The organism is Flavobacterium sp. RSB2_4_14 (assembly GCF_051547085.1).
Taxonomy (GTDB): Bacteria; Bacteroidota; Bacteroidia; order Flavobacteriales; family Flavobacteriaceae; genus Flavobacterium.
This window is the reverse complement of the sequence record NZ_JBPTTL010000002.1, coordinates 159363-183391: the sequence shown is the minus strand read 5'-3', so window position 1 is coordinate 183391 and position 24029 is coordinate 159363. Positions and strand designations below refer to the sequence as shown.

21 protein-coding genes are annotated in these 24029 nt (G+C 32.2%); 10 read left to right on the top strand and 11 right to left on the bottom strand.

Going from position 1 to position 24029, the window contains the following annotated elements:
• Positions 1-102: 102 nt before the first annotated feature.
• The 4 genes from ACSVH2_RS06900 to ACSVH2_RS06885 all read right to left on the bottom strand — a co-directional run bounded on the left by ACSVH2_RS06900 (position 103) and on the right by ACSVH2_RS06885 (position 3828).
• Positions 103-636, bottom strand: a complete 534-nt coding sequence (locus tag ACSVH2_RS06900; RefSeq protein WP_438092430.1) for a hypothetical protein — start codon at positions 634-636, stop codon at positions 103-105.
• Between the two features lie 88 nt (positions 637-724).
• Positions 725-1489 carry a TIGR02757 family protein gene (locus tag ACSVH2_RS06895; RefSeq protein ID WP_438092429.1) on the bottom strand — a complete coding sequence of 255 codons (765 nt, stop codon included), beginning with the start codon at positions 1487-1489 and terminating at the stop codon, positions 725-727.
• Positions 1482-3164, bottom strand: coding sequence for an LIC_10190 family membrane protein (locus ACSVH2_RS06890; RefSeq protein ID WP_438092428.1), 1683 nt, complete (start codon positions 3162-3164; stop codon positions 1482-1484). Before ACSVH2_RS06890 ends, ACSVH2_RS06895 begins: the two co-directional genes overlap by 8 nt.
• A 4-nt stretch (positions 3165-3168) precedes the next feature.
• Positions 3169-3828: an ABC transporter ATP-binding protein gene (locus ACSVH2_RS06885; protein ID WP_438092427.1), complete on the bottom strand. Its 660-nt coding sequence runs from the start codon at positions 3826-3828 to the stop codon at positions 3169-3171.
• Positions 3829-3987: 159 nt separating this feature from the next.
• Between ACSVH2_RS06885 and folE the strand changes: the two genes are divergently transcribed.
• The gene (gene folE / locus ACSVH2_RS06880) at positions 3988-4668 is read left to right on the top strand and encodes a GTP cyclohydrolase I FolE (RefSeq protein WP_438092426.1); all 681 of its coding nucleotides are present in this window, start codon (positions 3988-3990) and stop codon (positions 4666-4668) included.
• Positions 4669-4701: 33 nt separating this feature from the next.
• Here the strand turns inward: folE and ACSVH2_RS06875 are convergent, their stop codons facing one another.
• The 6 genes from ACSVH2_RS06875 to ACSVH2_RS06850 form a co-directional block, all read right to left on the bottom strand.
• Positions 4702-5025, bottom strand: a complete 324-nt coding sequence (locus ACSVH2_RS06875; protein ID WP_438092425.1) for a DUF6787 family protein — start codon at positions 5023-5025, stop codon at positions 4702-4704.
• A 26-nt stretch (positions 5026-5051) separates the two neighbouring features.
• Positions 5052-5486: a DUF6146 family protein gene (locus tag ACSVH2_RS06870; protein WP_438092424.1), complete on the bottom strand. Its 435-nt coding sequence runs from the start codon at positions 5484-5486 to the stop codon at positions 5052-5054.
• Positions 5487-5595: 109 nt separating this feature from the next.
• On the bottom strand, positions 5596-6558 hold the full coding sequence (locus tag ACSVH2_RS06865) for a D-2-hydroxyacid dehydrogenase (protein ID WP_438092423.1): 963 nt from the start codon (positions 6556-6558) through the stop codon (positions 5596-5598).
• A 52-nt stretch (positions 6559-6610) separates the two neighbouring features.
• On the bottom strand, positions 6611-7708 hold the full coding sequence (gene serC / locus ACSVH2_RS06860) for a 3-phosphoserine/phosphohydroxythreonine transaminase (RefSeq protein ID WP_438092422.1): 1098 nt from the start codon (positions 7706-7708) through the stop codon (positions 6611-6613).
• A gap of 133 nt (positions 7709-7841) precedes the next feature.
• Complete coding sequence (locus tag ACSVH2_RS06855; RefSeq protein WP_438092421.1) at positions 7842-9257, bottom strand: T9SS type A sorting domain-containing protein; 1416 nt, start codon at positions 9255-9257, stop codon at positions 7842-7844.
• 31 nt (positions 9258-9288) lie between these two features.
• Positions 9289-10347 (bottom strand): acyl-CoA reductase, encoded by a 1059-nt coding sequence (locus ACSVH2_RS06850; RefSeq protein WP_438092420.1) that lies wholly within the window; start codon positions 10345-10347, stop codon positions 9289-9291.
• A 63-nt stretch (positions 10348-10410) separates the two neighbouring features.
• On the opposite strand from ACSVH2_RS06850, the gene ACSVH2_RS06845 reads away from it, so the two are divergent.
• A complete protein-coding gene (locus tag ACSVH2_RS06845) occupies positions 10411-10761 on the top strand; it encodes a 4Fe-4S dicluster domain-containing protein (protein ID WP_438092419.1) in 351 nt (116 codons plus the stop codon).
• Positions 10762-10812: 51 nt separating this feature from the next.
• On the opposite strand, the gene ACSVH2_RS06840 is transcribed toward ACSVH2_RS06845, so the two are convergent.
• Positions 10813-13305, bottom strand: a complete 2493-nt coding sequence (locus tag ACSVH2_RS06840; protein ID WP_438092418.1) for a TonB-dependent receptor plug domain-containing protein — start codon at positions 13303-13305, stop codon at positions 10813-10815.
• A gap of 133 nt (positions 13306-13438) precedes the next feature.
• On the opposite strand from ACSVH2_RS06840, the gene ACSVH2_RS06835 reads away from it, so the two are divergent.
• The 8 genes from ACSVH2_RS06835 to ACSVH2_RS06800 all read left to right on the top strand — a co-directional run bounded on the left by ACSVH2_RS06835 (position 13439) and on the right by ACSVH2_RS06800 (position 24027).
• Positions 13439-14605 (top strand): hypothetical protein, encoded by a 1167-nt coding sequence (locus ACSVH2_RS06835; RefSeq protein ID WP_438092417.1) that lies wholly within the window; start codon positions 13439-13441, stop codon positions 14603-14605.
• 141 nt (positions 14606-14746) lie between these two features.
• Complete coding sequence (gene ychF / locus ACSVH2_RS06830) at positions 14747-15841, top strand: redox-regulated ATPase YchF (RefSeq protein WP_438092416.1); 1095 nt, start codon at positions 14747-14749, stop codon at positions 15839-15841.
• Positions 15842-15951: 110 nt separating this feature from the next.
• Positions 15952-17097, top strand: a complete 1146-nt coding sequence (locus ACSVH2_RS06825) for an FIST signal transduction protein (protein WP_438092415.1) — start codon at positions 15952-15954, stop codon at positions 17095-17097.
• Between the two features lie 4 nt (positions 17098-17101).
• Entirely contained in the window at positions 17102-18619 is a 1518-nt protein-coding gene (locus ACSVH2_RS06820) for an ATP-binding protein (RefSeq protein ID WP_438092414.1), read from the top strand.
• 103 nt (positions 18620-18722) lie between these two features.
• On the top strand, positions 18723-20579 hold the full coding sequence (locus ACSVH2_RS06815) for a DNA topoisomerase IV subunit B (RefSeq protein ID WP_438092413.1): 1857 nt from the start codon (positions 18723-18725) through the stop codon (positions 20577-20579).
• 6 nt (positions 20580-20585) lie between these two features.
• Positions 20586-20996: a nucleotidyltransferase substrate binding protein gene (locus tag ACSVH2_RS06810; RefSeq protein ID WP_438092412.1), complete on the top strand. Its 411-nt coding sequence runs from the start codon at positions 20586-20588 to the stop codon at positions 20994-20996.
• A complete protein-coding gene (locus tag ACSVH2_RS06805; RefSeq protein ID WP_438092411.1) occupies positions 20996-21301 on the top strand; it encodes a nucleotidyltransferase domain-containing protein in 306 nt (101 codons plus the stop codon). Before ACSVH2_RS06810 ends, ACSVH2_RS06805 begins: the two co-directional genes overlap by 1 nt.
• Before the next feature lie 14 nt (positions 21302-21315).
• Positions 21316-24027: a DNA gyrase/topoisomerase IV subunit A gene (locus ACSVH2_RS06800; protein WP_438092410.1), complete on the top strand. Its 2712-nt coding sequence runs from the start codon at positions 21316-21318 to the stop codon at positions 24025-24027.
• Positions 24028-24029 lie beyond the last annotated feature (2 nt).

Sequence of the window (24029 nt, the reverse complement as noted above, 5' to 3'; positions counted from 1 at the left end):
CAATAAACAGCTAGAAGTAGATAATTTATTTTAATTTTTTTTACGATTGAAAAACACATTAGTAATTAAAATCTTTTAGTTTTGATGTACATAATTATAAAATTAAGTGGTAGTTTTTCCTTTAAAAAAAAGGTCAATTACTTTTTTATGTCCAATCAAATTAGATAGTTCCTTAATGGCAAAATAGGGAATAAATGAACTAAAAATAATTAACAAACGTGCAGGATATTCATAAGTCAAAAGTTCATGAGATATGTTATTAATTGCGCCGTCAAAAGTGGAAGTTTTGTAAAAACCAACAATAAATTTCTCTAATACGTTAAAAACTATAATACAAAGTGTGAATGCAAAAGTTTTATAAGCTGTTAATAAAGCTAAATGGCCTTGGCTTGTTTTTCTGCCTATTTTGGTCATTCCAATAATAGAAACTACTTTGCCTAAAATAAAGGCACTTATTAATGCAGCACCATACTCTTCATAATCTATTTCATACTGTGCTAAAATCAATCTTTTATAAGTGAAAAACACCCCAAAGTAAAACGACAAATACAAGACGTTTATCCAATATTCAATAAATTCTTCTTTAAATTTTTCTTTAAAACTTTTCTTTTTGGCTTCGTCAATAGTTTCACTCATATTTGTTAAATATTAATTGTTAAAATATTCTTAAAACTACAATAATAAGAATTTTAAATACTTTGTGCAAATAATTAAAAATCAATAATTAAAACCCTTCAAAAACTCCTAAACCAAAAAGTGCAAAATCATATTTTACAGGATCAGTAGAGTCAAGTAGACGTAGATTGGTGTCAAGTTCAAACAATGCTTTTCCATCATTTTGTTTTCTAGTTAGTAATCCAAGTTTACGTGCTACATTCCCAGAGTGAACATCTAGCGGACAGGATAACGCAGCAGGAGAAATTGTTTTCCAAATTCCTAAATCAACGCCTTTATTGTCTTGTCTTACCATCCAGCGCAAAAACATGTTGATTCGTTTCGCAGCGGAACCTTGCAATGGGTCAGAGATATGTTTTGTTGTGCGCTGTTGATGGTCGATAGTAAAGAAAACTTTCTTGAATTCAGCAATGGCAGGTTGCATGGTAAAGGGTTGCTGAAAATTTGCAAAGACGATTTCTATTCCACCATGTTTATTATAAAGATTCTGTAAACCCAAAATAAAAGTCTTAAAATCACCGCTATTGAATGTGCGATGTACAAATGTATCTAAGCCATCCAAATGATATTCTTTGTGGTTCATCACAAAATCATAAGGAGAATTTCCCATCAAATCCATCATGCGTTTGGCATTATTGATAATCATTTTGCGATTGCCCCAAGCAATAGTAGCAGCCAGAAAACCTGCAATTTCGATGTCTTCTTTTAATGAAAATTGATGCGGAATTTGAATTGGGTCACTTTCAATAAAGTTGGGATTATTGTACAAGTTTACCTTTTCATCGAGGAATTCTTTGAGTTCGGTTTTAGTCATTGGAATTTACTTTTTTGGCATAAAAACCATCGCCTAAACTTGCGCCACGTTGTTCTGGAATGACATGAAAATGGGTTTCAAAATAATTTAATTGTTCAGCGTTTACGCAAGGTAAATTTCCATTACCTGTTACCCAAAAGAAAGGATAATCAATAGGCGAGTAGAAGTCTAGATCATCTTTTGGAAGTAAAATAAACTTTTCATTTCCTTTGGTATTTGGCTCGGGAATGAGAACGTTTTTTAGATGAAAAGTTGAATTACTGGCCAATGATTTATTATTGGTTATTCTACTAAATGAAATTGGAATAAAAATCAAAACAGCAACAAGTAAAAAACTAAAGCTGAATAAAATCATGATTATCTTTTTGTTGGTCAATAACCAAGAAAGCCATAATAACCCAAAGAATATTGTGAAATACAAATAAAAACGATATTGAGGCGAACTGAAAATCAACAGAAAAATTAAAATAATAAAAGTCAAATAAATAGTCCAAAGAGATTTATTATGATACTGTTTTTTAATAACAATTGGCGAAAAAAGCAGCAAAAAAACGGTTACAATAGCAATTATGCTGTCAAGTCCATTTTGTAGAAAATAATGTTTAAGTAAATATAATAATGAAGAATCTTCAAATGCTCCGAATGGCATATAAAACGAATGCATCATGCTTCGACTAAAGAAAAAATCTACTACTTCTTTTGGCACCACATAATTCACGTCATGTAGAGAAATGAAAGTCATTGGAAAAAAAGGATAACCAGTTAGTATTCCATTTTTGATTATAAATAAAGAAAAAATCAATACTCCCAAAAAGATGGAACCAATCAATTTATTTTTTATAGCAGCATAATTTTTAAATAGTAAAAGAGCAGGTAAAAGTAAAAGAACTACTGCGGTTATTTTGATATACACTAGGAATAGAGCTATCGCAGTTATTAGCGTAAAATTTTCTTTATCTATGTAAAGACTGAAAAGTATTAATCCAAAAATATAAATGGGTAAATCAGGTGATGGCGCATTCGCAAACTGAAACAAGAAAACAAAAGTCAATGGCAGCAATCCAAATGCTAAATCCATTCTGCTTTTGGTTTCAAAATAGGAGTGAAGCTTTCCAAATGCCCAAAAATTGCCAATCAACAAACAATATCCATTTAAATCATTAAAGCGTTCGTAGAGGAACGAAAAACTATATACACTTTGCGTAATATGCCAACCGCTAGTTTGTCCAAAAAACAAATGAAGATTTGCCAATCCGGGAACAAAACCATATTCGTTTAACCATTTTATAGTTTGAATATAATAGGTTTCGTTGTCGATAATAAAAGGCAAAGTTGCACTTTGAGCTAAAACTAGTAAACTACTAATAATTAAAAGCAATTTCATAACCATTGGAAATGAGACCAAAAGCACTTTTGTTTTTTTAATAATAGTAAGGAATTGTTCTTTATTAAGTATTAATAAAACAACTGAAAATAGGAATAAAAATAGATGAAAAGCAATATTGATAGATCCAAATAGTGCCCAAAAACTGGCTAAAACTGTAATAGAAAATAATCCTAAAATAGAAGAGATTACTATATCAAATGATGGAATGCGAAACCACTTAGGAAAACCTATTCCAAAAACAATAGAAGTTAAAAAAAGGTAAAGCCAACAAATGAAAATTAGCACCATGATGTCACACTATTAAGCCATCTTTCATAACCAATTTTCTATCTGCCATATTAGCTAAATCTTCGTTGTGAGTAACAATAACAAAGGTTTGTCCAAACTCTTCTCTTAATTTAAAAAATAACTGATGCAAGTTTTCAGCCGATGCTGTATCTAAATTTCCAGAAGGTTCATCAGCAAAAATTACGGCAGGTTTGTTTATCAATGCACGTGCAACCGCAACACGTTGTTGTTCGCCACCAGAAAGCTCATTTGGTTTATGATTTATTCTATCGGATAAACCTAAATACTCCAATAATCGCTTGGCTTCAATTTCCGTTTCCGATTTTTCTTTACCAGCAATGTAAGCAGGAATACAAACATTTTCTAAAGCCGTAAATTCAGGTAACAATTGATGAAACTGAAAGATAAAACCCAAATGTGTATTTCTAAATTTTGACAATGCTTTATCCTTCATTTTTAAAAGGTTTTCCCCATTTATTTCAAGAAAAGTATCATTCGATTTTGATGGATTATCGAGTGTGCCTAAAATTTGTAGTAACGTAGTTTTTCCTGCGCCAGAAGCACCAACAATAGAAACAATTTCACCTTTTTCAATATGTAAGTCAACACCTTTTAAAACGTGTAAAGTATCGTAGTATTTGTGAATATTTTTAGCAGTAATCATGAAGTAAATTTTTCACAAAGTAACAAAGTATTTTCTTTTATTGATTGTCATAAGGTTTTTTTATCGTTGAATAAATTATAAAGTTATGTTAACAATTATTTTTTGTTTAATTATTTATTACATTTGTTAAACAAAAAAAACAAACTAAATTTAATTCTTATGAACACAACCATTGAAAAAGAATTATTTGAATTGATAGGCGACAATCATCAAATGACTTCTGCAGAAACACCAATGCGACCAGACGCATTCATCAAAACAGATGAACAAAAGATGACTACTATCGAAAAACATTTTCATGCTATCATGGAGGAAATGGGTTTGGATATGACTGATGACAGTTTGCAAGGAACGCCACACAGAGTAGCTAAAATGTTTATCAAAGAGATTTTTTCAGGATTAAATCCAGATAATAAACCTAAAATTTCTGTTTTTGATAATTCCTATCATTATGACAAAATGTTGGTTGAAGCTGATATAAGTTTCAATTCAACTTGTGAGCATCACTTTTTACCTATAATTGGTAAAGCACACATCGGTTATGTTTCTAGCGGAAAGGTAATTGGATTATCAAAATTAAATAGAATTGTCGATTATTATTCTCGTCGTCCTCAAGTTCAAGAGCGATTGATTATGCAAATTTTTAATGAATTGAAAACTGTTTTGGAAACCGACAATGTTATCGTTGTTATGGAAGCCAAACATTTGTGTGTTTCCAGCAGAGGAATTCAAGACGAAAGCAGTTATACATCTACTATTCAATATGGTGGTATATTCAATCAGAAAGAAAATAGAAATGATTTTTTCAGTATGTTAAAAACTGGAGCCAAAAATAGTTAGGATTGTAATTTTTAGGTGGAAATTCCCGGATAATTATTTATTCGGGTTTTTTTTGTCTTTAACTAAAAATCCTAATCCCATACTCACTAACATTTTCTTTTCAAAAGCCCAAAAGAAAGTGAATTGACCAAATAGAAACCCGAAACTAACTAACAAAACTTGGTACACGAGAAAAATGAGTATTATATATAAAGGATAATAGACCCAATTTGATACACTTCCTTTGATAATTCCAAATAGAGATAAAATGGGTTTTGAAAGATAAGCAGCCGAAGAACCTGTAATGGCAAACACCACAATAATGACAAAAACTTGCCAATTTGATTTAATATTCCAGCGTTCTTTAAAACTTGACATAAAAAAATTTTGGCAAATATACTCTATTATGGACTTGGAACAAATCCTGCTAATTGTTGTTTGTTAGTTATTTGAAAATAAATAAAATAATTATAAAGCAGGTAATTTACTTCGTAACCATAATGGGTAAAAGGTTCATAATCAATTCGCATTTCATATAAATTCCTTGAGTAGCGTTGAGGTTGATTTACTCTGCTGTTCCATTCAATAACATAAATTCGATTCTTGTTTTCCAAATACGATTCGGAATAAAATCCTCTAGGTTTTGCATAGCTAGCTAACCATGGATTAAAACCCGGATCAATAATCATTATCTCATATTCCAAACTATCATTTGCTATTTTTATAGTATCAGAGGTTTTGGTAACAAGATTTTTTCCATTGGTTGCGCTAACTGATTTTGTTGAACTACAAGCGATTAGTAGTGTAATAAATAAACCTGCTAGAATTATTTTTCGCATCATCATTTGTTTAATATAAAAGTACTAAAAATCAATTGTTTGAACCACATTTTTAACATAAAAAAAACCACGCAATAACGTGGTTTTCAGATTTGATTAGTGTCTTAAATTACACTTTTTCTACTTTCAATATACTGATGATTTGTTCAGCTAATTCTGTTCCAATTCTGTCTTGTGCTTCCAATGTAGCAGCGCCAATATGAGGTGTCAATGAAATTTTTGGATGCATCAAGATTTGAATTTCTGGTGTAGGTTCGTTTTCAAATACGTCTAATCCAGCAAATAATACTTTTTCATTATCCAAAGCTTCAATCAATGCTACTTCATCAATTACGCCACCACGAGAACAATTTACAATCCCAACATTGTCTTTCATCAATAAAAATTCTTCTTTTCCGATAACGTATCCTTCTTGTGCAGGAACATGAAGTGTAATGAAGTCCGAATGTTTAAAAATGTCCTCTAATGGTTCTGTTTCAAAAGCAACATTGATAAACTGTCCGTTGTAAAAATCAACTTTTACATCTGCTTTAGCAACAAATTTATCGGCAGCAATAACTTTCATTCCTAATCCCAATGCCATTTTAGCAACCGCTTGACCAATTCTTCCAAAACCTATAATCCCCAAAGTCTTTCCGCGAAGTTCAATTCCGTCAGCATACGCTTTTTTCAAACCATCAAAATTCGTATCACCTTCTAAAGGCATGTTTCTATTAGAGTCTTGCAAAAAACGAACACCTGTAAACAAATGTGCAAATACCAATTCAGCCACACTTTCCGATGATGAAGCTGGTGTGTTAATTACATGAATTCCTTTGCTACGTGCATAATCCACATCAATATTATCCATACCAACGCCACCACGACCAATGATTTTTAATCCTGGACAAGCATCAATAATATCTTTTCGCACTTTGGTAGCACTTCTTACTAAAATCACAGATACATCATGAGAATTGATATAGTTGGCTACTTGCTCTTGAGCCACTTTGGTAGTGATTACTTCAAAACCACCTTTGTGTAATGCGTTAATTCCACTTTTAGAAATTCCGTCGTTAGCTAATACTTTCATTTTTTATGCTGAATTTAGTTCAGCATCTTTCGATGCTATTTTATTGTTATTATTATTTCTCTAAACACTGTTCTTGTGTGCTGTATAATTTTTCAAATTCTTTCATCACATCAACGAGAACTTGAACACTTTCTATTGGCAAAGCATTGTACATTGAAGCACGATAGCCACCAACTGAACGATGACCAGTTATTCCTGATATACCAGCTTCTTTCCACATTTTATCAAACGATTCTTGAAGTTCTGGATTTTCTAGTAGGAAAGTAGCATTCATGTTACTCCTATCTTTAACTGCAGCTGTTCCTTTGAATAATGGATTTCTATCAATTTCGGTGTACAATAAAGTAGCTTTGGCTTCGTTTACTTTTTCGATAGCAGCAATTCCCCCTTGCTTTTTCAACCATTGCAAGGTTAAAAGACAAGTATAAACGGCAAAAACCGCTGGTGTATTATACATACTATCGGCTTTGATGTGTTTTTCATAATCCAAAATACTTGGAATAGTTCGACCTGATTTACCAAGAATTTCTTCTTTTACTACAACTAATGTTGCTCCAGCTGCACCCATATTTTTTTGAGCACCAGCATAAATCAAATCAAATTGAGAAAAATCTAAAGTTCTTGAAAATATATCAGAACTCATATCACAAACTACAGGAATATTAGTTTTTGGAAATGATTTCATTTGAGTTCCAAAAATAGTATTGTTGCTCGTGCAGTGAAAATAATTAGCATCAGTTGGAATACTATAATCTGTTGGAATATGATTGTAATTTTGCTCTTTTGATGAAGCAACAACAACTGTTTCACCAAAAATTTTGGCTTCTTTAATAGCATTGTTCGCCCAAGTTCCAGTGTCAAGATAAGCTGCTTTTCCGCCAACTTTCATCAAGTTTTGTGGAACCATTAAGAACTCTAAACTTGCTCCACCTTGAAGAAATAACGCTTGATATCCTTTTCCTTCAAGACCTAAAAGTTCTAAGACCAAAGCTCTTGCTTCTTCCATCACAGCCACAAAATCTTTGCTTCTATGTGATATCTCCAAAATGGATAATCCAGAATTATTAAAATCTAAAACAGCTTGTGCTGATTTTTGAAATACTTCTTGAGGTAAAATGCATGGACCAGCGCTGTAATTGTGTTTTTTCATCTTGAGCAAATAATAATTTTAATGACACAAATTTCGGAAATAGGTAACGAATATGAGATAAGAAATCAGCTTTAATGAGTTCATCTTATCAACGAAAACGTTTTAGTTTATAACAAAATAGTGAAGTAGTATTTTAATTTTTCACAATTTTTCTTGTGAAAGAAACACCATTATTTTTTGTAATTTTCAAGAGGTAAATTCCGTTGCTCAACTCTTTTAAAGAAATAGAATTTGAGTTTGACTTAACCTGTTTGATTAGTTTTCCATCAAATTGATAGATATCAATAAAACGTATTTCATTAACCAAATTGTTCGACAAAAAAACTTTATCATTTGTAGGATTGGGATACAATTTAAATTCGTTTAATGTATTTTCATCAATTCCCAATGTAGTATCAAAAGTATACGCTTTTCCTATGGGTAAAGGATAATTTTCATTTGGTGCACCAATAAGAACAAGATTATCAGTTATTGCAATTCTCGAACCAAAATAATCATCATTCCCAATATTTCCATTTCCATAAATCACTTCTTGAAATACCCAATTACCATTAATTTTTTTATAATAAGATAATGGTGATTTTCTGGTCATTTGAAGAATATAGGCACCAGATCCAATAAACATCATATCGTTTTTCACTACAAAAGTCGTTGCTATATTATCACCTTGATTGACATTGGTTAATGTTGATGACAAATTCCAAATATTTGAACCTGCTTCATAAATAATTACGTTTGCATTCAATCCTGTACTTAATAAAACAAAAAGTTGGTTGTTGTCAAGATTAAAATCAGAGATATACTGTTCAGCTGTTGATGTTGGATTAAGACTATTTGAATAATTCCAATTACTGCCATTAAAATTATAGGTATGAATATTAATTAAAGGTGCAAAAGTTGAACCAGAAGAAATGGCTAGTGAATTATTTGAAATCTTTATTTTTCCACCAAATTTATAAGATGCTCCAAGTGTTATTTTTTGAAAAAAAACCCAATTTAAACCATTAAAATTATACACATAAACAGCTCCGTTATTTAATGCTGTTGGTTGTCCCGTTGGTTCATCGTCAATGGCGGTTACAAAAAGTTGGTTGTTGTATACTTTGACATCATAACCAAAATAATCGTCTGCAATGCCATCAAAAGCTGTTATTTTTTGAATAAATTGCCAACTGTTTGCTACTTTTCTATAAAGATAAACCGCTCCAGCATTGGATGACACTTCATCATGAAATGGAGAACCAACGGCAATAAAATCATTATCTATGGAAACTGTGTTACCAAAACCATCACTCGCAATTCCATCGGATGGTGTTGTGAAAAACGTTTCTTGATTTATTATACTACCATTTTTTTTAAATACAAAAACGTTATTTCCGTCCATGAAATTCATACCATTCGTAGCACTAATAACCATGTCATTTCCATAAGCATCTAATGCTTTTCCAAAACTGCTATGATTAATGTTAGGACTAAATGAAGTTAATGTTATTTGAGAAAATAATGCCTGAAAAAATAATAACGATGTGCAGAAGATAATTTTTTTCATAATTTCAGATATTTAGTTGTAAATGTAAGAATTAAAGTTTATTCAAAAACAATAAAGTATCCACATTATCAGCATAATCCCAAAGTTCGGGTTGTTGGGTTTTTCCAAATGGAATACTTTTTTCAAAAACATCTTTTGAAACAATACATTGAATATGTTCGGCATCATTTTCCAATTGTTTTTTTATATCTTCAATATTTTCATATCGTTCATAAAACACAGATGAAATAGGCGAGGCGTAACTTTTATCTTCTTTCAACGTGAGGAATTCATTATCCAATAATTTGAAATTACTCATCAAAAAAACGGCTTTGTTATAGTCGTAATTATTAGAGTATTTTTCATAATAAATAACATCTCTATATTCATATATGGCTTTAAAGAAAGGTTGAAAATCATACTCTTTAGGCACAAATAGTTTAGAAACATTTCTACATCCTAAACCAAAATAACGGAAAATATCTTCTCCCAAATTAACCAAATCTTCATGCGTTTCGTTACCAGTTAAAACGGCAACGGAGTTTCTGTTTTTACGTATAATACTTGGTTTGTCTTTAAAATAATATTCAAAATAGCGTGCGGTATTGTTACTTCCTGTGGCAATGACAGCATCAAAGTTTTCCAATTTTCCGTCTGTAAATGTGATGCAATTTTCAATTTCAGGATTTACTGCAATTAGATATTTGGCTAAAAATTTAATCAGATGTTGATCGTTTGAAGATGTTTTTACCAAAACGTTATGTCCTGAAATCAGCACAGAAAGAAAATCGTGAAAACCAACAAGCGGAATATTTCCAGCGAGTATCAAACCAACAGTTTTAGGTTCTGTTTTTGAAAAATCATAGGATGAAATCCATTGATTAATATTGTCTTCTTGCAGGGCTTTTGCCCATGATTGAATAGCGTAATACACTTGTTCCGGGGTAAACCAACCATTATGTGATTTCGATAATTTAATTAAGTTAACAAAGTCATCAAAGAACAAATCATTATGAAGAACCGTTTCGTCTCTAATATCTTTATCTAATGAAAACTGGCTTAAAAACTTCCCTAATTCAACAAAACATTTTTTTTTATGAATTTGTAACATTTGTTTACTTGTTTATGAATGGTTTTGATTGTAATTTTGCACAAAATTAATTAAAAATTAGCTATGGCAATCATTATAACTGACGAATGTATCAACTGTGGTGCATGTGAACCAGAATGTCCAAATACTGCTATTTATGAAGGTGCTGACGATTGGCGATACAAAGATGGAACCAAATTAAAAGGAAAAGTAATTTTACCCGATGGTTCCGAAGTAGATGCTGATGCGGCTCAAACTCCAATATCAGACGATATATATTATATTGTACCAGGAAAATGTACCGAATGTAAAGGGTTTCATGATGAGCCACAATGTGCGGCTGTTTGTCCTGTGGATTGTTGCGTTCCCGATGATAATCATGTTGAGAGTGAAGAAACGCTTCTTAATCGACAATCATTTTTACACAATGAATAAAAAAAATATCCTGAGTTAAAGCTCAGGATATTTTTTTATAAAGATTTTTTATTAGAATTTAAAACCAAGTCTAGCATAGTAATAAGCACCGCCAAATCCCATTTGAACAGCATCCCAATATCCACCAGCTTCTACCCAGTCATCTTGTTGATCAGGATAAATATTGAAAAGGTTGTTGCTTCCAATACTAAGTTTTGTTGATTTAGAAAGTTGAAATCCTAAAGTCAAATCGGTTACTATTTTTGCGCCATAGGTATCAGTTGCTGCTTTAATTTGATTTTCAAATGAACCATAATCAGCAACGTCTTCATACATTTGATAATCCAATAAAATCACTTCACTAAAACGGGTGAATGCTAAACCAGCATCAAACCATTTGCGAGCATAATTTAAATTCAAGCTAAATTTATTATCAGGAGCAGAAGCCAAAAGGAATGCTTTTTCTCTTTCTCCAAAGAATGTTTGTTCGTCTAAATTTCCATTATTCACTTTATCAACTTTCATATCATTGATGTTTCCTAACAAAGTTGCCCCAAATAAATTTTCGCCAAATTTCTTTTTCCAAGAAATTACCACATCAAGTCCAACAGTTTTGGTATCAACTCCGTTGACGAAAAATTGGGCTTGGTCAACCCCAATATTCAACGCAGAGGCATCAAAATATCCTGTTAACACAATACGGTCATCAACATTTACTAAATATCCATCAAAAGTCGCTGTAAAATCACCATAGCTTGCTGTGAAACCAAGCGAACCGTTTATAGCAGTTTCTTCTTTTAATTTTCCAATACCAAAAGCTTGTGTTACCGGACTATTGTTTGGAGAAAGTAATATTTCAGAAGCACCACTTGAAGAGAAATTGGTAAAACGTAAATTATAATAAATTTGAGCTAATGATGGTGCTCTAAAACCAGAACTAACAGAACCTCTAAAATTAATATTAGCTCCAGTTTTTAATCTTGCAGCTAATTTTCCGTTTATAGTACTTCCAAAATCACTGTAGTTTTCAAAACGCAAAGCTGTTGTAACCATGAAATTATTAGAAACATCTAATTCTCCATCTGCATATAAAGAAACATTGGAACGTCCTCTATTTACAGCATTTGCCGGACTATAACCAGGAAATCCTTGAGCACCACCAGGTCTTGTATCACCAGTTTCTGGATCAATCGGGATAGTTTGATTCACTGGATCGGTAACTACTTGTCCATTTACATCGTAGGTTGCATAAGAAGCTTCTTCACCAGCAAAAATGGTAAATTGTTCTGTTCTATATTCACCACCAAAAGCCAAGTTAAAACCATTTAAGATTGAATCGTAATTTTTTGACAAATCTAAATTTACCGTATTTTGACTTAAAGTATGTCCACCAGCATCAAAATCTGTTGGTGATGCTTCTTCTAAGGAAGCATTTAATGTCCCTTTGATGTAATAGTGGAATAAGTTTTTCCCATAAGTATTACTAATATCTAATTTCCAGCCACTCGCCATTTCTGTTCTAAAACCAGCCGAAATAGAGTTGTCAATAATGAGAGATGTAATTCTTGGTGTAAATCCGTTAGGATAAATACTGGTAACAATTCTAGCCGATGGATTATTTCTGGTAAAGGCATAAGCATCAGTATCTCTATAATTTCTACCACCAAAAGCGTAAAACTTTGTTTTGTCTGAAATTGGAATAGCGGCATTTACAAAAAAGTTAAATCCTTCAATGGCTGCTTCTCCAAAACCTCTTCTAAAATCAAAACCTGGACGTAGTGTTTTGTCTTTACCAATGTACTCTGCGGTGAAATTGGCAAAACCTCCTTTGTCACCAACTTTGGTTCCGTAATTGGTAGTAACTTTTATAGAGTTACCATCAAAACTTTTGCCATTGGTTGTTTTATTTCCATCAGCATTAGTGTCAAGATAATTGTCGCCAGTATTGGCAGTTCCAGCTGGAAAATCACCATTAGCATTGGTATTGTAAACACCATAACTAATAGTTCCAGTTAATTCATCAACATTGTCATTTAAAACAATATTGATTACACCAGCAATCGCATCTGAACCATATTGTGCCGCAGCGCCATCGCGAAGAATTTCTATTCTTTTGATTGAACTTGCTGGTATAGCATTCAAATCGGTTCCTGTATTTCCACGACCACGAGTACCAAATAAATTGATTAACGAAGATTGATGTCTACGTTTTCCATTAATTAAAACTAAGGTTTGGTCTGGACCCATTCCTCTTAATGATGCAGGATCAACATGATCTGCGCCATCTGAACCGGATTGTTTATTTGCATTAAAAGAAGGTGCTGCATACTGAAGTAATTCATTAATTTCCAGTTTCCCGCTTTGAGTAGTAACACTTTTTACATCGATAATATCAATTGGCACTGCCGAATTTACATTAGTTCGTTTGATATTTCTAGAACCTACAATTTGAACTTCTTGTAACTGTTGCACTTTTGTCGTGTCTGGTTGTGTTGCCGTTGGATTGTTTTGTGCAAAAACAAAACCAAACGGAATTAAACAAAAAAATAGGGTAGTTTTTTTCATAAATAAGGTTGATTAAAAGTTAATGTCATGCAATATACAATTATTATTATCAATATTAATTTTTCGTCTAATCGCTTTTTTCTTATGGAAAATCTATTGTTTTTTATTAAATTTGTTGAAAGCCAAAGTAACTATGAAGAAAATCTACCTCGTATTCTTACTGATTTTTAGTTTAATTGGTTTTTCACAAACTACCGAAAAGTCAATTATTTTAATTGATGCTGCCAGTAATCTTCCTATAGAATCTGCGACTGTTTATATTTTAAAAACGAAACAAACATTATTGAGTAATGCAGAAGGAAAAATAACATTTGAGCTCAATGGCACTTCAAATATTCAAGTTACACATTCCTCATATCTCAGTGTTACTGTTCGTTCATCGGCATTGCAAAAAACAGATTACATCATTTATCTCAAGAGCAATATTAATGATTTGGACGAAATCATTGTGACGAAACAACATCCACAGAAAATCTTAAAATCAATTGTTGAAAATTCTATCAAGAAATTGACTTCTCCCGCGCGATTGAAAGTGTATTCGAGAGAATTTTTTAAGCAAGATGGAGCACATGCTTATTACAATGATGGTCTCCTAAATTTCCAATTAACAGGTAAAAACAATAAATTCAAAAGCACTATTTTAGTTGAACAAAATAGGTCTTTTGGATTGGTAAATGATGCTATTGGAGCCGAAGTTTTGGGTTATAATTTGAATGATATCATGCAAAATTATTATAACTTCAAGTATTTACTTCCCATTTTGGAAACTAAAGCTATAAAGCAATATGATTATGTCATTAAAGGATACACTGCCAATGCAGATTATAATGTGATGCTAGTAACTCCAATAGATAAGACTAAAGAACTTCGTGATGATTTTAAAATAATCTATGACAATAAGAAAAAAGTAATTGTAGAAGTAAGTTCTACTATTTCACCCTCAACTCTTGCCAATACACGAGAAAAGAAAATGGTAGGTTCAAAAAATATTTATAAATCAATATTCAAAACAATCTACAGAATTGATGATGTAAACTATTATTTAGTTAGTTCGCAAGAGGAAATTGGTTTTGAAAGAATTGATAGAGATAAAAAAACAGATATTGAGGTTAGAAATTACTTTGTAACAACCTTTTTTAGCACTCAAAACTTCGAGTATAAAGAAAGTGAAGTCTTTAAAGACAAAACACTCTACAATAAAAAAAATGTCATTCTAACTAATTATTGGGATATCTCTGGACTAACTTCTACCGAAGAAGAGGAGAAAATTATTGAAGTAATGGCAGCCAAATCCTATTAGAATACTAATCAAATTTCCCTCCATTTCATTTCATTGAAACTTGATTTTAATATCTTATATTTGCACACTTTTAAAAATAAAACTTAAAATGAAACGCTTTAGCGTTACATATCACAAATAAAAAATCAATATCAAAAAGATATGAAAGCAGGAATTGTAGGATTACCCAATGTTGGAAAATCAACTTTATTTAATTGTTTGTCTAATGCAAAAGCGCAAAGTGCCAACTTTCCGTTTTGTACCATCGAACCTAACATTGGTGTGGTAAATGTTCCTGACCCAAGAATAAATAAATTAGAGGAATTAGTAAAACCTGAACGCGTTCAAATGGCAACTGTTGATATAGTTGACATTGCAGGATTGGTAAAAGGAGCAAGTAAAGGCGAAGGATTAGGAAACCAATTTTTGGGAAATATTAGAGAATGTAATGCTATTATTCATGTTTTGCGTTGTTTTGACAATGATAATATTGTGCATGTTGATGGCAATGTAAACCCGATTCGCGATAAAGAAACTATAGATATTGAGTTGCAGTTAAAAGACTTAGAAACGGTAGAAAAACGTTTAGAAAAAGTAAATCGTGCCGCTAAAACAGGGAATAAAGAAGCGCAAACAGAAAAAGTACTTTTAGATAGAATTCGCGAAAATTTATTGCAAGCAAAATCAGCAAGAACAGTTGTTCCTCAAAATCAAGATGAGGAAGAATTGATGCAAGATTTTCAATTGATAACAAACAAACCCGTTTTGTATGTTTGTAACGTTGATGAAGCTTCAGCGGTTAATGGAAATAGATACGTTGAACAAGTTCGTGAATTGGTGAAAGATGAAGATGCAGAAGTAATTGTACTTTCAGTAGGAGCAGAAGCCGATATTACTGAGTTAGAAAGCTATGAAGAACGTCAAGTTTTTCTAGAAGATATGGGATTAACAGAGCCAGGTTCGGCGGTTTTAATTCGTGCAGCTTATAAATTATTGAAACTACAAACCTATTTTACCGCTGGTGTAAAAGAAGTGCGCGCTTGGACAATTAACGTGGGCGACACAGCACCAAAAGCAGCAGGAGTTATCCATACTGATTTCGAAAAAGGATTTATCCGTGCCGAAGTTATCGCTTTTGAGGATTTTGCTCATTATGGTTCCGAAGCTAAAGTCAAAGAAGCAGGAAAACTTAGAGTAGAAGGAAAAGAATATATCGTAAAAGATGGAGATGTGATGCATTTCCGTTTTAATGTGTAAAATTAGAAACATCCCTAAATACTAAAACCTGTAAATTAATTTGCAGGTTTTTTTGTTTGTTACATTATCTTTTCTTTTCTTTATAATCCCATCTCTAAATAATTGATGATATGAAATTTAAACAATTGATTATTGATAAATTAAATAATCAAAAAATTATCGCCAACTCACATAGTTTAGAGTCTAAAGATGTTAATTTAGTTCTAGCTTTCGGTCAACGAACTCTATTGGAGGAAACCTTACCATACCAAAAATTAAACGAAAGATATCCTAACGCTGATATTGTAATGTGTTCCTCATCTGGACAAATTTCCAATTCATGTAATATTGAAAGTGATATTGTTGTAACAGCCATTTCATTTGAAAAAACAAAAGTAAAAACAACTCAAATAGATATTTTATTAAATAGTGACCTAAACGATTTAGGCAAAAAAATTAAGAATGATTTATCATCTGAAGATTTAAAGTCCATTCTGATTTTATCCGAGGGAAGTTTAGTTAACGGAACGGAATTGATTAATGAATTGATAGCACAAACCAATAAATCAATACCGATTTTTGGAGGTTTAGCAGGTGATGAATATAATTTTGAAAAAACAATAGTAGGATTAAATGCTGATGCAACACCTGGGAAAATTGTCGCAATAGGATTTTATGGAAACAACATTCATTTTGATTATGCTTCAGAAGGTGGTTGGGGAGATTTTGGTCCAGAACGAGAAGTTACTTCATCAGAAAAAAATGTTTTATACAAAATAGGTGACCGTTTTGCATTAGATTTGTATAAAGAATATTTGGGTAAATATGCCGAAGAATTACCAGGTTCATCTTTATATTTTCCTCTTTCTATGAAAGAAAATGCCGAAACAGCAACAGTAGTTAGAACAATATTAGCGATAAATGAGGAAAATAAATCAATGACATTTGCTGGTAATATTCCACAAGGTTCAATGGTAAGATTGATGAAAGGAAATATCGATAAATTGATTGATGCAGCATCAACAGCGGCTTATAAAATTAAGAAGAAATCAACCGATAGAAATCAATTAGCACTTTTGGTTAGTTGTGTAGGCAGAAGAATTGTTTTAGGCGAAAGAATAGAAGAAGAGCTTGAAGTAATTCGAGATGTATTTGGAGAGAACACGCTTTTATGTGGTTTTTATTCCTACGGAGAAATTTCTCCAACATTAAAGAATGTTGCTTGTGAACTTCACAATCAAACCATGACAATTACTACAATGTATGAAGATGAATAGTTAAATGGAAAAACCAAATTTACATAGACATCTTAATCGTCAGATAAATAAATATTTATCAGAACACACTATTAATGAAAATCCTGAACTATCTGCTTTTATTGACGTTATCAATCAAACGTATTTAAATTATGAAAAAGATTCTGAGTTATTTGAGCAATCAGCTCGTTTGAATGACAAAGAATATTTGGAAATGAATAAAAAGTTAAAAGACGAAATAGCTAAAAGAGACTTATTTGAAAAAAAGTTGGTAGAAGCTATTAAGCAACTTAATGTTGATGGTGTCAACCTAGAAGGAGAAGATAATTTACTGAACTTAATTAAAATTCTTAATCGAGAAATCGAAATTAAAAAAGAATTTCAAGAACAGTTAAACATAGCCAAAACGGTTGCTGAAGATGCTAATGAAGCTAAATCGGAGTTTTTGTCTATTATGAGTCATGAAATTAGAACGCCACTCAATGCAATTATTGGTTTGGTTTATATCATGGAAAAAGAAAATTCCTTGCAAAGTTTTCATGAAAATATTGAAGTTTTAAAAAATTCAGCCCAAAACTTATTTTTATTAATCAATGATATTTTAGACTTCAATAAAATTGAAGCAGGTAAAGTTGATATCGAGAGAATCCCTTTCAATTTGATTGATTTAGTAAATCAAATTACAAAATCAATGCAAGCAAGAGCTTCTGAAAACCTCAATACAATTGAAATAATTGTTGCTGATGATTTTGTGCCAAATTTAATAAGTGATCCTCTCAGAATTAATCAGATTATCACAAACTTGGTGTCAAATGCTATCAAATTTACCCAAGATGGAACTATAAAAATCAAACTAAATCAACTAGCAGTTATAGAAAATTATTCGACTTTTAAAGTGGAGATAATAGATACCGGAATAGGCATTGACAAAGAAAAATTTCAAACTATTTTCGAAAAATTTTCACAAGCCGAAACAAGAACGTCAAGACAATTTGGAGGAACTGGATTAGGTCTTTCCATTACAAAAAAATTATTACATCTATTAGGTTCAGATATTTTTGTTGAAAGTGAAATAGGCGTTGGAACAAATTTTAACTTCACATTACGACTTCCTATTGATAGAAAATTGGTGGCAGTCAATACAAATGATTTACAGGAAAATTACAAGGAAGAAAATCTTAAAGGATTGAAAGTTTTACTAGTAGAAGATAATTTAATAAACATCAAAATTGCTCAAAAAATCATGGGTCAATGGGATGTTGAAGTAGATTTAGCAGAAAATGGACTTGTAGGTGTTGAAAAATTTAATACTAATAAATATGATGTCATTTTAATGGATTTATCAATGCCAGTGATGGATGGTTATGAAGCCACTACAATCATCAGAGAGACAGATAAAATGATACCAATTGTAGCATTAACAGCATCAGCTTCTTTTGGATATTTAGATAGAGCGCTTCAAATTGGTATTAATGAATACATCATAAAACCATTTAATCCAAAAGAACTCAATATGAAATTGAGAAAATATTACACTCTTTAATTTCAATCTTTTATTGTCAATATCATTATTGATAACTTCTCTATTTACCGTTATTATTTTCTCTCGATTTCCACTATATTAGCGAAAAATCGATAGTTTTAAAATGCCTGAACAAAATCAATATACCGAAGACAATATCCGTTCACTCGACTGGAAAGAACACATCAGAATGCGTCCCGGAATGTACATTGGGAAACTTGGTGATGGTTCATCGCCTGATGATGGAATTTATATATTGCTTAAAGAAACTTTAGACAACTGTATCGATGAATTTGTCATGGGTGCAGGAAAAGTTATTGAAGTTACCATCAAAGACAAATTGGTCACTGTTCGTGATTATGGTCGTGGAATTCCTTTAGGAAAAGTGGTTGACGTAGTTTCCAAAATGAATACTGGTGGAAAATACGACTCCAAAGCCTTTAAAAAATCGGTTGGTTTAAATGGTGTTGGTACCAAAGCAGTAAATGCGTTGTCTAATTATTTTCGAGTTGAATCCGTTCGTGATAACCAACAAAAAGCCGCTGAGTTTTCTGCTGGAAATCTAACTATTGAGGAAGATGTTGTAGAATCTACCAAAAGAAGAGGAACAAAAGTTTCTTTTATTGCTGATGAAACGATTTTCAAAAACTATAAATACCGTAATGAGTATATCATCAAGATGCTCAAAAATTACTGTTATTTAAATACAGGATTAACCATTTATTACAATGGCGAAAAGTATTATTCGGATAACGGTTTAAAGGATTTGTTGGAAGAAGCCATTCACGAGGACGATATGGTTTATCCGATTATTCATTTGCTAGGCGAAGATATTGAAGTGGCACTGACACACAGTAAATCACAATATTCAGAAGAATACCATTCCTTTGTAAACGGACAAAATACGACACAAGGAGGAACGCATCTAGGTGCATTTCGCGAAGCGATTGTAAAAACCATCAAAGAGTTTTATAACAAACCTTTTGAAGCTTCTGATATACGAAAATCAATTGTTTCGGCAGTTTCTATAAAAGTTGAAGAACCTGTTTTTGAAAGCCAAACCAAAACCAAATTGGGTTCAACAGAAATTGGTCCGAATGGTCCATCGGTACGAACGTTCGTAAATGATTTTATCAAAACCAAACTCGATAATTTTTTACATAAAAATCCAGAAATAGCCGACCAGTTATTACGCAAAATCCTTCAGGCCGAACGAGAACGAAAAGAACTCTCGGGAATTAGAAAATTAGCCAAAGACAGAGCCAAAAAAGCCAGTCTTCACAATAAAAAATTACGCGATTGTCGTGTGCATTTAACCGACGCTAAAAATCCGAGAAGTTTAGAAAGTACACTTTTCATCACCGAAGGAGATTCGGCTTCGGGTTCTATTACTAAATCGCGTGATGTCAATACTCAAGCTGTTTTCAGTTTACGTGGAAAACCATTGAATTCCTATGGCATGACCAAAAAAATTGTGTATGAAAACGAAGAATTTAACTTGCTACAAGCGGCTTTGGATATTGAAGAAGACATGGGAGATTTGCGATACAATAATATCGTAATTGCAACCGATGCCGATGTGGATGGAATGCATATTCGATTGTTATTGATTACGTTTTTCTTGCAGTTTTTCCCAGAATTAATTAAAGATGGACATTTATATATTTTGCAAACACCATTGTTCCGAGTGCGAAATAAAAAGGAAACCATTTATTGCTACAGCGAAGAAGAACGCGTAAATGCTATCGAAAAACTCAAGCCAAAACCCGAAATCACCCGATTTAAAGGTTTGGGAGAAATTTCTCCCGATGAGTTTAAGAATTTCATTGGTGAAAGCATCCGATTAGATCCTGTGATGTTAGATAAGGCCACATCAATTGAAACGTTACTAGAGTTTTACATGGGAAAAAACACGCCTGACAGACAAACGTTCATTATCAATAATTTGAAAGTGGAATTGGATGTGGTGGAGAAAATTTAAATAAATATGGAAAATCAAGATATACGATGGAAACAAAGGTTTGAGCATTACAGTAATGCACTTAAGCAACTAAAAAATGCAAACGATATAAAATCACAAAGAGATTTTTCAGAGTTAGAATTACAAGGAGTAATTCAAGCTTTTGAAGTTTCTCAAGAACTATCTTGGAAAGTAATGAAAGATTTTCTTGAAGAACAAGGAAAAACAGATTTATATGGAAGTAAAAATGCTGTTAGAGAAGCTTTTAATGTTGGATTAATTGCAAATGGTGATATTTGGCTAGAAACAATAAAAAGCAGAAATGTAACCTCACATATTTATGATCATGAAGAAATAAAAATAATTTTAGAAACAATATTAACTAGGTACTTGCCAGTTTTTATAGATTTCGAAAATAAAATGAAAAGTCTACTATAATGTTTGGTTTATATCCTGATAGTTTCAATGAGATAATAAATATTCTAAAGGAATTAAATTCTATTGAAAAAGTAATAATTTATGGTTCTAGGGCAAAAGGAACTCACAAGGAAGGTTCGGATGTTGATATTACTATTCTTGGAAATATAACAGATGAAGATTACAACAAGTTTTGGCAAAAACTAGACGATAGCTATATTCCATATAAATTTGATATCTCGATTTTTAATAATTTGAAATCAAAAGAATTAATCGAACATATTAATAGAGTTGGAAAAGTATTTTATGAAAAAGAGAATACTTAAATAAATCAGCATAAATGAAAGACGAAGAAGAAGATAACATCAATGAAGACGAAACTAACGACGAGTTAAACGATTCTACAAATGATGATCCCATAGAAGAAGGTTTTGAAGACATCAAATCTTCTGGTAATCATTTCTATGAAAATGACGAAAACCCTGAAGACACAATTACCAAAGTTACAGGAATGTACAAAGATTGGTTTTTGGATTACGCTTCCTATGTAATTCTTGAACGTGCGGTTCCAGCTATTGAAGATGGTTTCAAACCAGTGCAGCGCCGAATTATGCATTCGATGAAAGAGTTGGATGATGGTCGTTATAATAAAGTAGCAAATATCGTTGGTCATACTATGCAGTATCATCCACATGGTGATGCGAGTATTGGTGATGCGATGGTTCAAATCGGTCAGAAGGATTTAATCATCGACATGCAAGGAAACTGGGGAAATATCCTCACAGGCGATAGTGCTGCGGCTTCACGTTATATTGAAGCGCGAATTTCTAAGTTTGGTCATGATGTATTGTTTTCGCCAAAAATTACAGAATGGGGAATGTCGTATGATGGTCGTCGTGCCGAACCCATAAATCTTCCCGTTAAATTTCCATTGCTTTTAGCACAAGGTGCAGAAGGTATTGCAGTAGGTTTATCGACTAAAATACTACCACATAATTTCAATGAATTAATTGATTGTTCGATTAAAGTATTAAAAGGAAAATCATTTACAATCTTTCCAGATTTTCCAACTGCCGGAATTGCCGATGTGTCAAATTACAATGATGGAATGCGTGGAGGACGAGTTCGTGTACGTGCCAAAATCGGACAATTGGACAAACAAACGCTAGTAATTACCCAAATCCCTTTCTCAACTAACACTTCAACTCTAATTGATAGTATATTGAAAGCCAACGAAAAAGGAAAAATAAAAGTTAAAAAAATTGAAGACAATACCGCTGCCGAAGTTGAAATTTTAATTCATCTTCCGCCAGGTGTTTCTCCAGATAAAACTATTGATGCTTTGTATGCTTTCACGGCTTGTGAAACATCGGTTGCGCCATTGGGTTGTGTCATAGAAAATCACAAACCGTTGTTTATTGGAGTTACCGAAATGTTGAAAATTTCAACTCACAGAACGGTTGATTTATTGAAACGCGAGTTGGAAATCCAATTGGACGAACTTGAAAACAAATGGCATTTTTCTACCTTGGAAAAAATCTTCATTCGTGAAGAAATGTATATCGATTTCAAATTGTATTCGGATAGAGAATCTTTGAATGTTTATATGTATGACCGTTTCAAACCGTTTTCTAAATCGTTTGTTCGAGAAATTAATGATGATGATTTACAAAAACTGACCCAAATCCCAATGATACGTATCACGCGATTCGACTCGGATAAAGCAGATGATGCCATTGCCAAGTTGGAAGCCGAAATGGAGCAAGTGAAATATCATTTAGATCATATTATTGACTACACAATTGACTTTTTCCAAAAGTTAAAAGACAAATATGGCAAAGGACGCGAACGCCAAACTGAACTTAAAAGCTTCGATAATATTGAAGCCACAAAAGTAGCGTTGCGCAATACTAAATTGTATGTCAATAGAGAAGAAGGTTTCTTTGGAACAGGTTTGAAAAAAGACGAATACGTTGCCGATTGTTCTGATATTGATGACATTATTGTTTTTCTGCGAGATGGAAAAATTATGATATCCAAAGTGGATGACAAGAAGTTTGTTGGCAAAGATATTATTCATATTGCTGTTTTTGATAAGAACGATAAGCGAACGATTTACAATATGATTTATCGTGATGGTAAAAACGGTTCAACTTTTATCAAGCGATTTAATGTTTCGGGAGTTACTCGTGATAAATTTTACGATTTAACACAAGAAAAACCAGGCTCACAAGTCTTGTATTTTTCTGCTAATCCAAATGGAGAAGCTGAGGTTGTTACTATTCTGTTACGTCAAGTAGGAAGTGTTAAAAAACTGAAATGGGATTTAGATTTTACCGATATAGCTATCAAAGGAAGAGCTTCGAGAGGAAATACCGTTACGAAATATCCAATCAAGAAAATTGAGTTAAAAGAAAAGGGAATTTCAACCTTACGCCCAAGAAAAGTTTGGTTTGATGATACCGTTCAACGATTGAATGTGGATGGAAGAGGAGAATTATTGGGTGAATTTAGACCAAATGATAGATTGCTACTTATTAACCAATCGGGAAAATTGAAAACCATTATTCCTGAATTAACCACACATTTTGATGAAGATATTGTGGTGATGGAAAAATGGAATCCAAAAAAACCGATTTCAGCAATTTATTTTGATGGTGAAAAAGAACGTTATTTCATCAAACGTTTCTTGGTAGAAAATGAGAACAAAGAAGAAGTATTCATCACCGAACATGAAAAGTCACAATTAGAAATTGTTTCTACTGATTGGCGACCAATGGCAGAAATTGTTTTTGCTAAGGTAAAAGGTGTTCAAAAAGAGAATCAAACGATAGATTTGGAACAATTTATTGCCGTTAAAGGAATCAAAGCATTGGGTAACCAACTCACAGCCGATAAATTGAAACAAGTTAATTTACTAGAACCATTACCTTTTGAAGAGCCAGAAGAAGTACAACCAGAAGAAATGGAAGTTTCTCAAGAAACCAATATTTCTGATGACATTCAAACAGAAACGGATGATGATGGACAAATAACATTGGCATTAGAATAATA

What these genes read in the sequence shown, in the direction of transcription:
- ACSVH2_RS06900 (WP_438092430.1), bottom strand. Translation starts at nt 636, where the DNA reads ATGAGTGAAACTATTGACGAAGCCAAAAAGAAAAGTTTTAAAGAAAAA.
- ACSVH2_RS06895 (WP_438092429.1), bottom strand. Translation starts at nt 1,489, where the DNA reads ATGACTAAAACCGAACTCAAAGAATTCCTCGATGAAAAGGTAAACTTG.
- ACSVH2_RS06890 (WP_438092428.1), bottom strand. Translation starts at nt 3,164, where the DNA reads ATGGTGCTAATTTTCATTTGTTGGCTTTACCTTTTTTTAACTTCTATT.
- ACSVH2_RS06885 (WP_438092427.1), bottom strand. Translation starts at nt 3,828, where the DNA reads ATGATTACTGCTAAAAATATTCACAAATACTACGATACTTTACACGTT.
- folE (WP_438092426.1), top strand. Translation starts at nt 3,988, where the DNA reads ATGAACACAACCATTGAAAAAGAATTATTTGAATTGATAGGCGACAAT.
- ACSVH2_RS06875 (WP_438092425.1), bottom strand. Translation starts at nt 5,025, where the DNA reads ATGTCAAGTTTTAAAGAACGCTGGAATATTAAATCAAATTGGCAAGTT.
- ACSVH2_RS06870 (WP_438092424.1), bottom strand. Translation starts at nt 5,486, where the DNA reads ATGCGAAAAATAATTCTAGCAGGTTTATTTATTACACTACTAATCGCT.
- ACSVH2_RS06865 (WP_438092423.1), bottom strand. Translation starts at nt 6,558, where the DNA reads ATGAAAGTATTAGCTAACGACGGAATTTCTAAAAGTGGAATTAACGCA.
- serC (WP_438092422.1), bottom strand. Translation starts at nt 7,708, where the DNA reads ATGAAAAAACACAATTACAGCGCTGGTCCATGCATTTTACCTCAAGAA.
- ACSVH2_RS06855 (WP_438092421.1), bottom strand. Translation starts at nt 9,257, where the DNA reads ATGAAAAAAATTATCTTCTGCACATCGTTATTATTTTTTCAGGCATTA.
- ACSVH2_RS06850 (WP_438092420.1), bottom strand. Translation starts at nt 10,347, where the DNA reads ATGTTACAAATTCATAAAAAAAAATGTTTTGTTGAATTAGGGAAGTTT.
- ACSVH2_RS06845 (WP_438092419.1), top strand. Translation starts at nt 10,411, where the DNA reads ATGGCAATCATTATAACTGACGAATGTATCAACTGTGGTGCATGTGAA.
- ACSVH2_RS06840 (WP_438092418.1), bottom strand. Translation starts at nt 13,305, where the DNA reads ATGAAAAAAACTACCCTATTTTTTTGTTTAATTCCGTTTGGTTTTGTT.
- ACSVH2_RS06835 (WP_438092417.1), top strand. Translation starts at nt 13,439, where the DNA reads ATGAAGAAAATCTACCTCGTATTCTTACTGATTTTTAGTTTAATTGGT.
- ychF (WP_438092416.1), top strand. Translation starts at nt 14,747, where the DNA reads ATGAAAGCAGGAATTGTAGGATTACCCAATGTTGGAAAATCAACTTTA.
- ACSVH2_RS06825 (WP_438092415.1), top strand. Translation starts at nt 15,952, where the DNA reads ATGAAATTTAAACAATTGATTATTGATAAATTAAATAATCAAAAAATT.
- ACSVH2_RS06820 (WP_438092414.1), top strand. Translation starts at nt 17,102, where the DNA reads ATGGAAAAACCAAATTTACATAGACATCTTAATCGTCAGATAAATAAA.
- ACSVH2_RS06815 (WP_438092413.1), top strand. Translation starts at nt 18,723, where the DNA reads ATGCCTGAACAAAATCAATATACCGAAGACAATATCCGTTCACTCGAC.
- ACSVH2_RS06810 (WP_438092412.1), top strand. Translation starts at nt 20,586, where the DNA reads ATGGAAAATCAAGATATACGATGGAAACAAAGGTTTGAGCATTACAGT.
- ACSVH2_RS06805 (WP_438092411.1), top strand. Translation starts at nt 20,996, where the DNA reads ATGTTTGGTTTATATCCTGATAGTTTCAATGAGATAATAAATATTCTA.
- ACSVH2_RS06800 (WP_438092410.1), top strand. Translation starts at nt 21,316, where the DNA reads ATGAAAGACGAAGAAGAAGATAACATCAATGAAGACGAAACTAACGAC.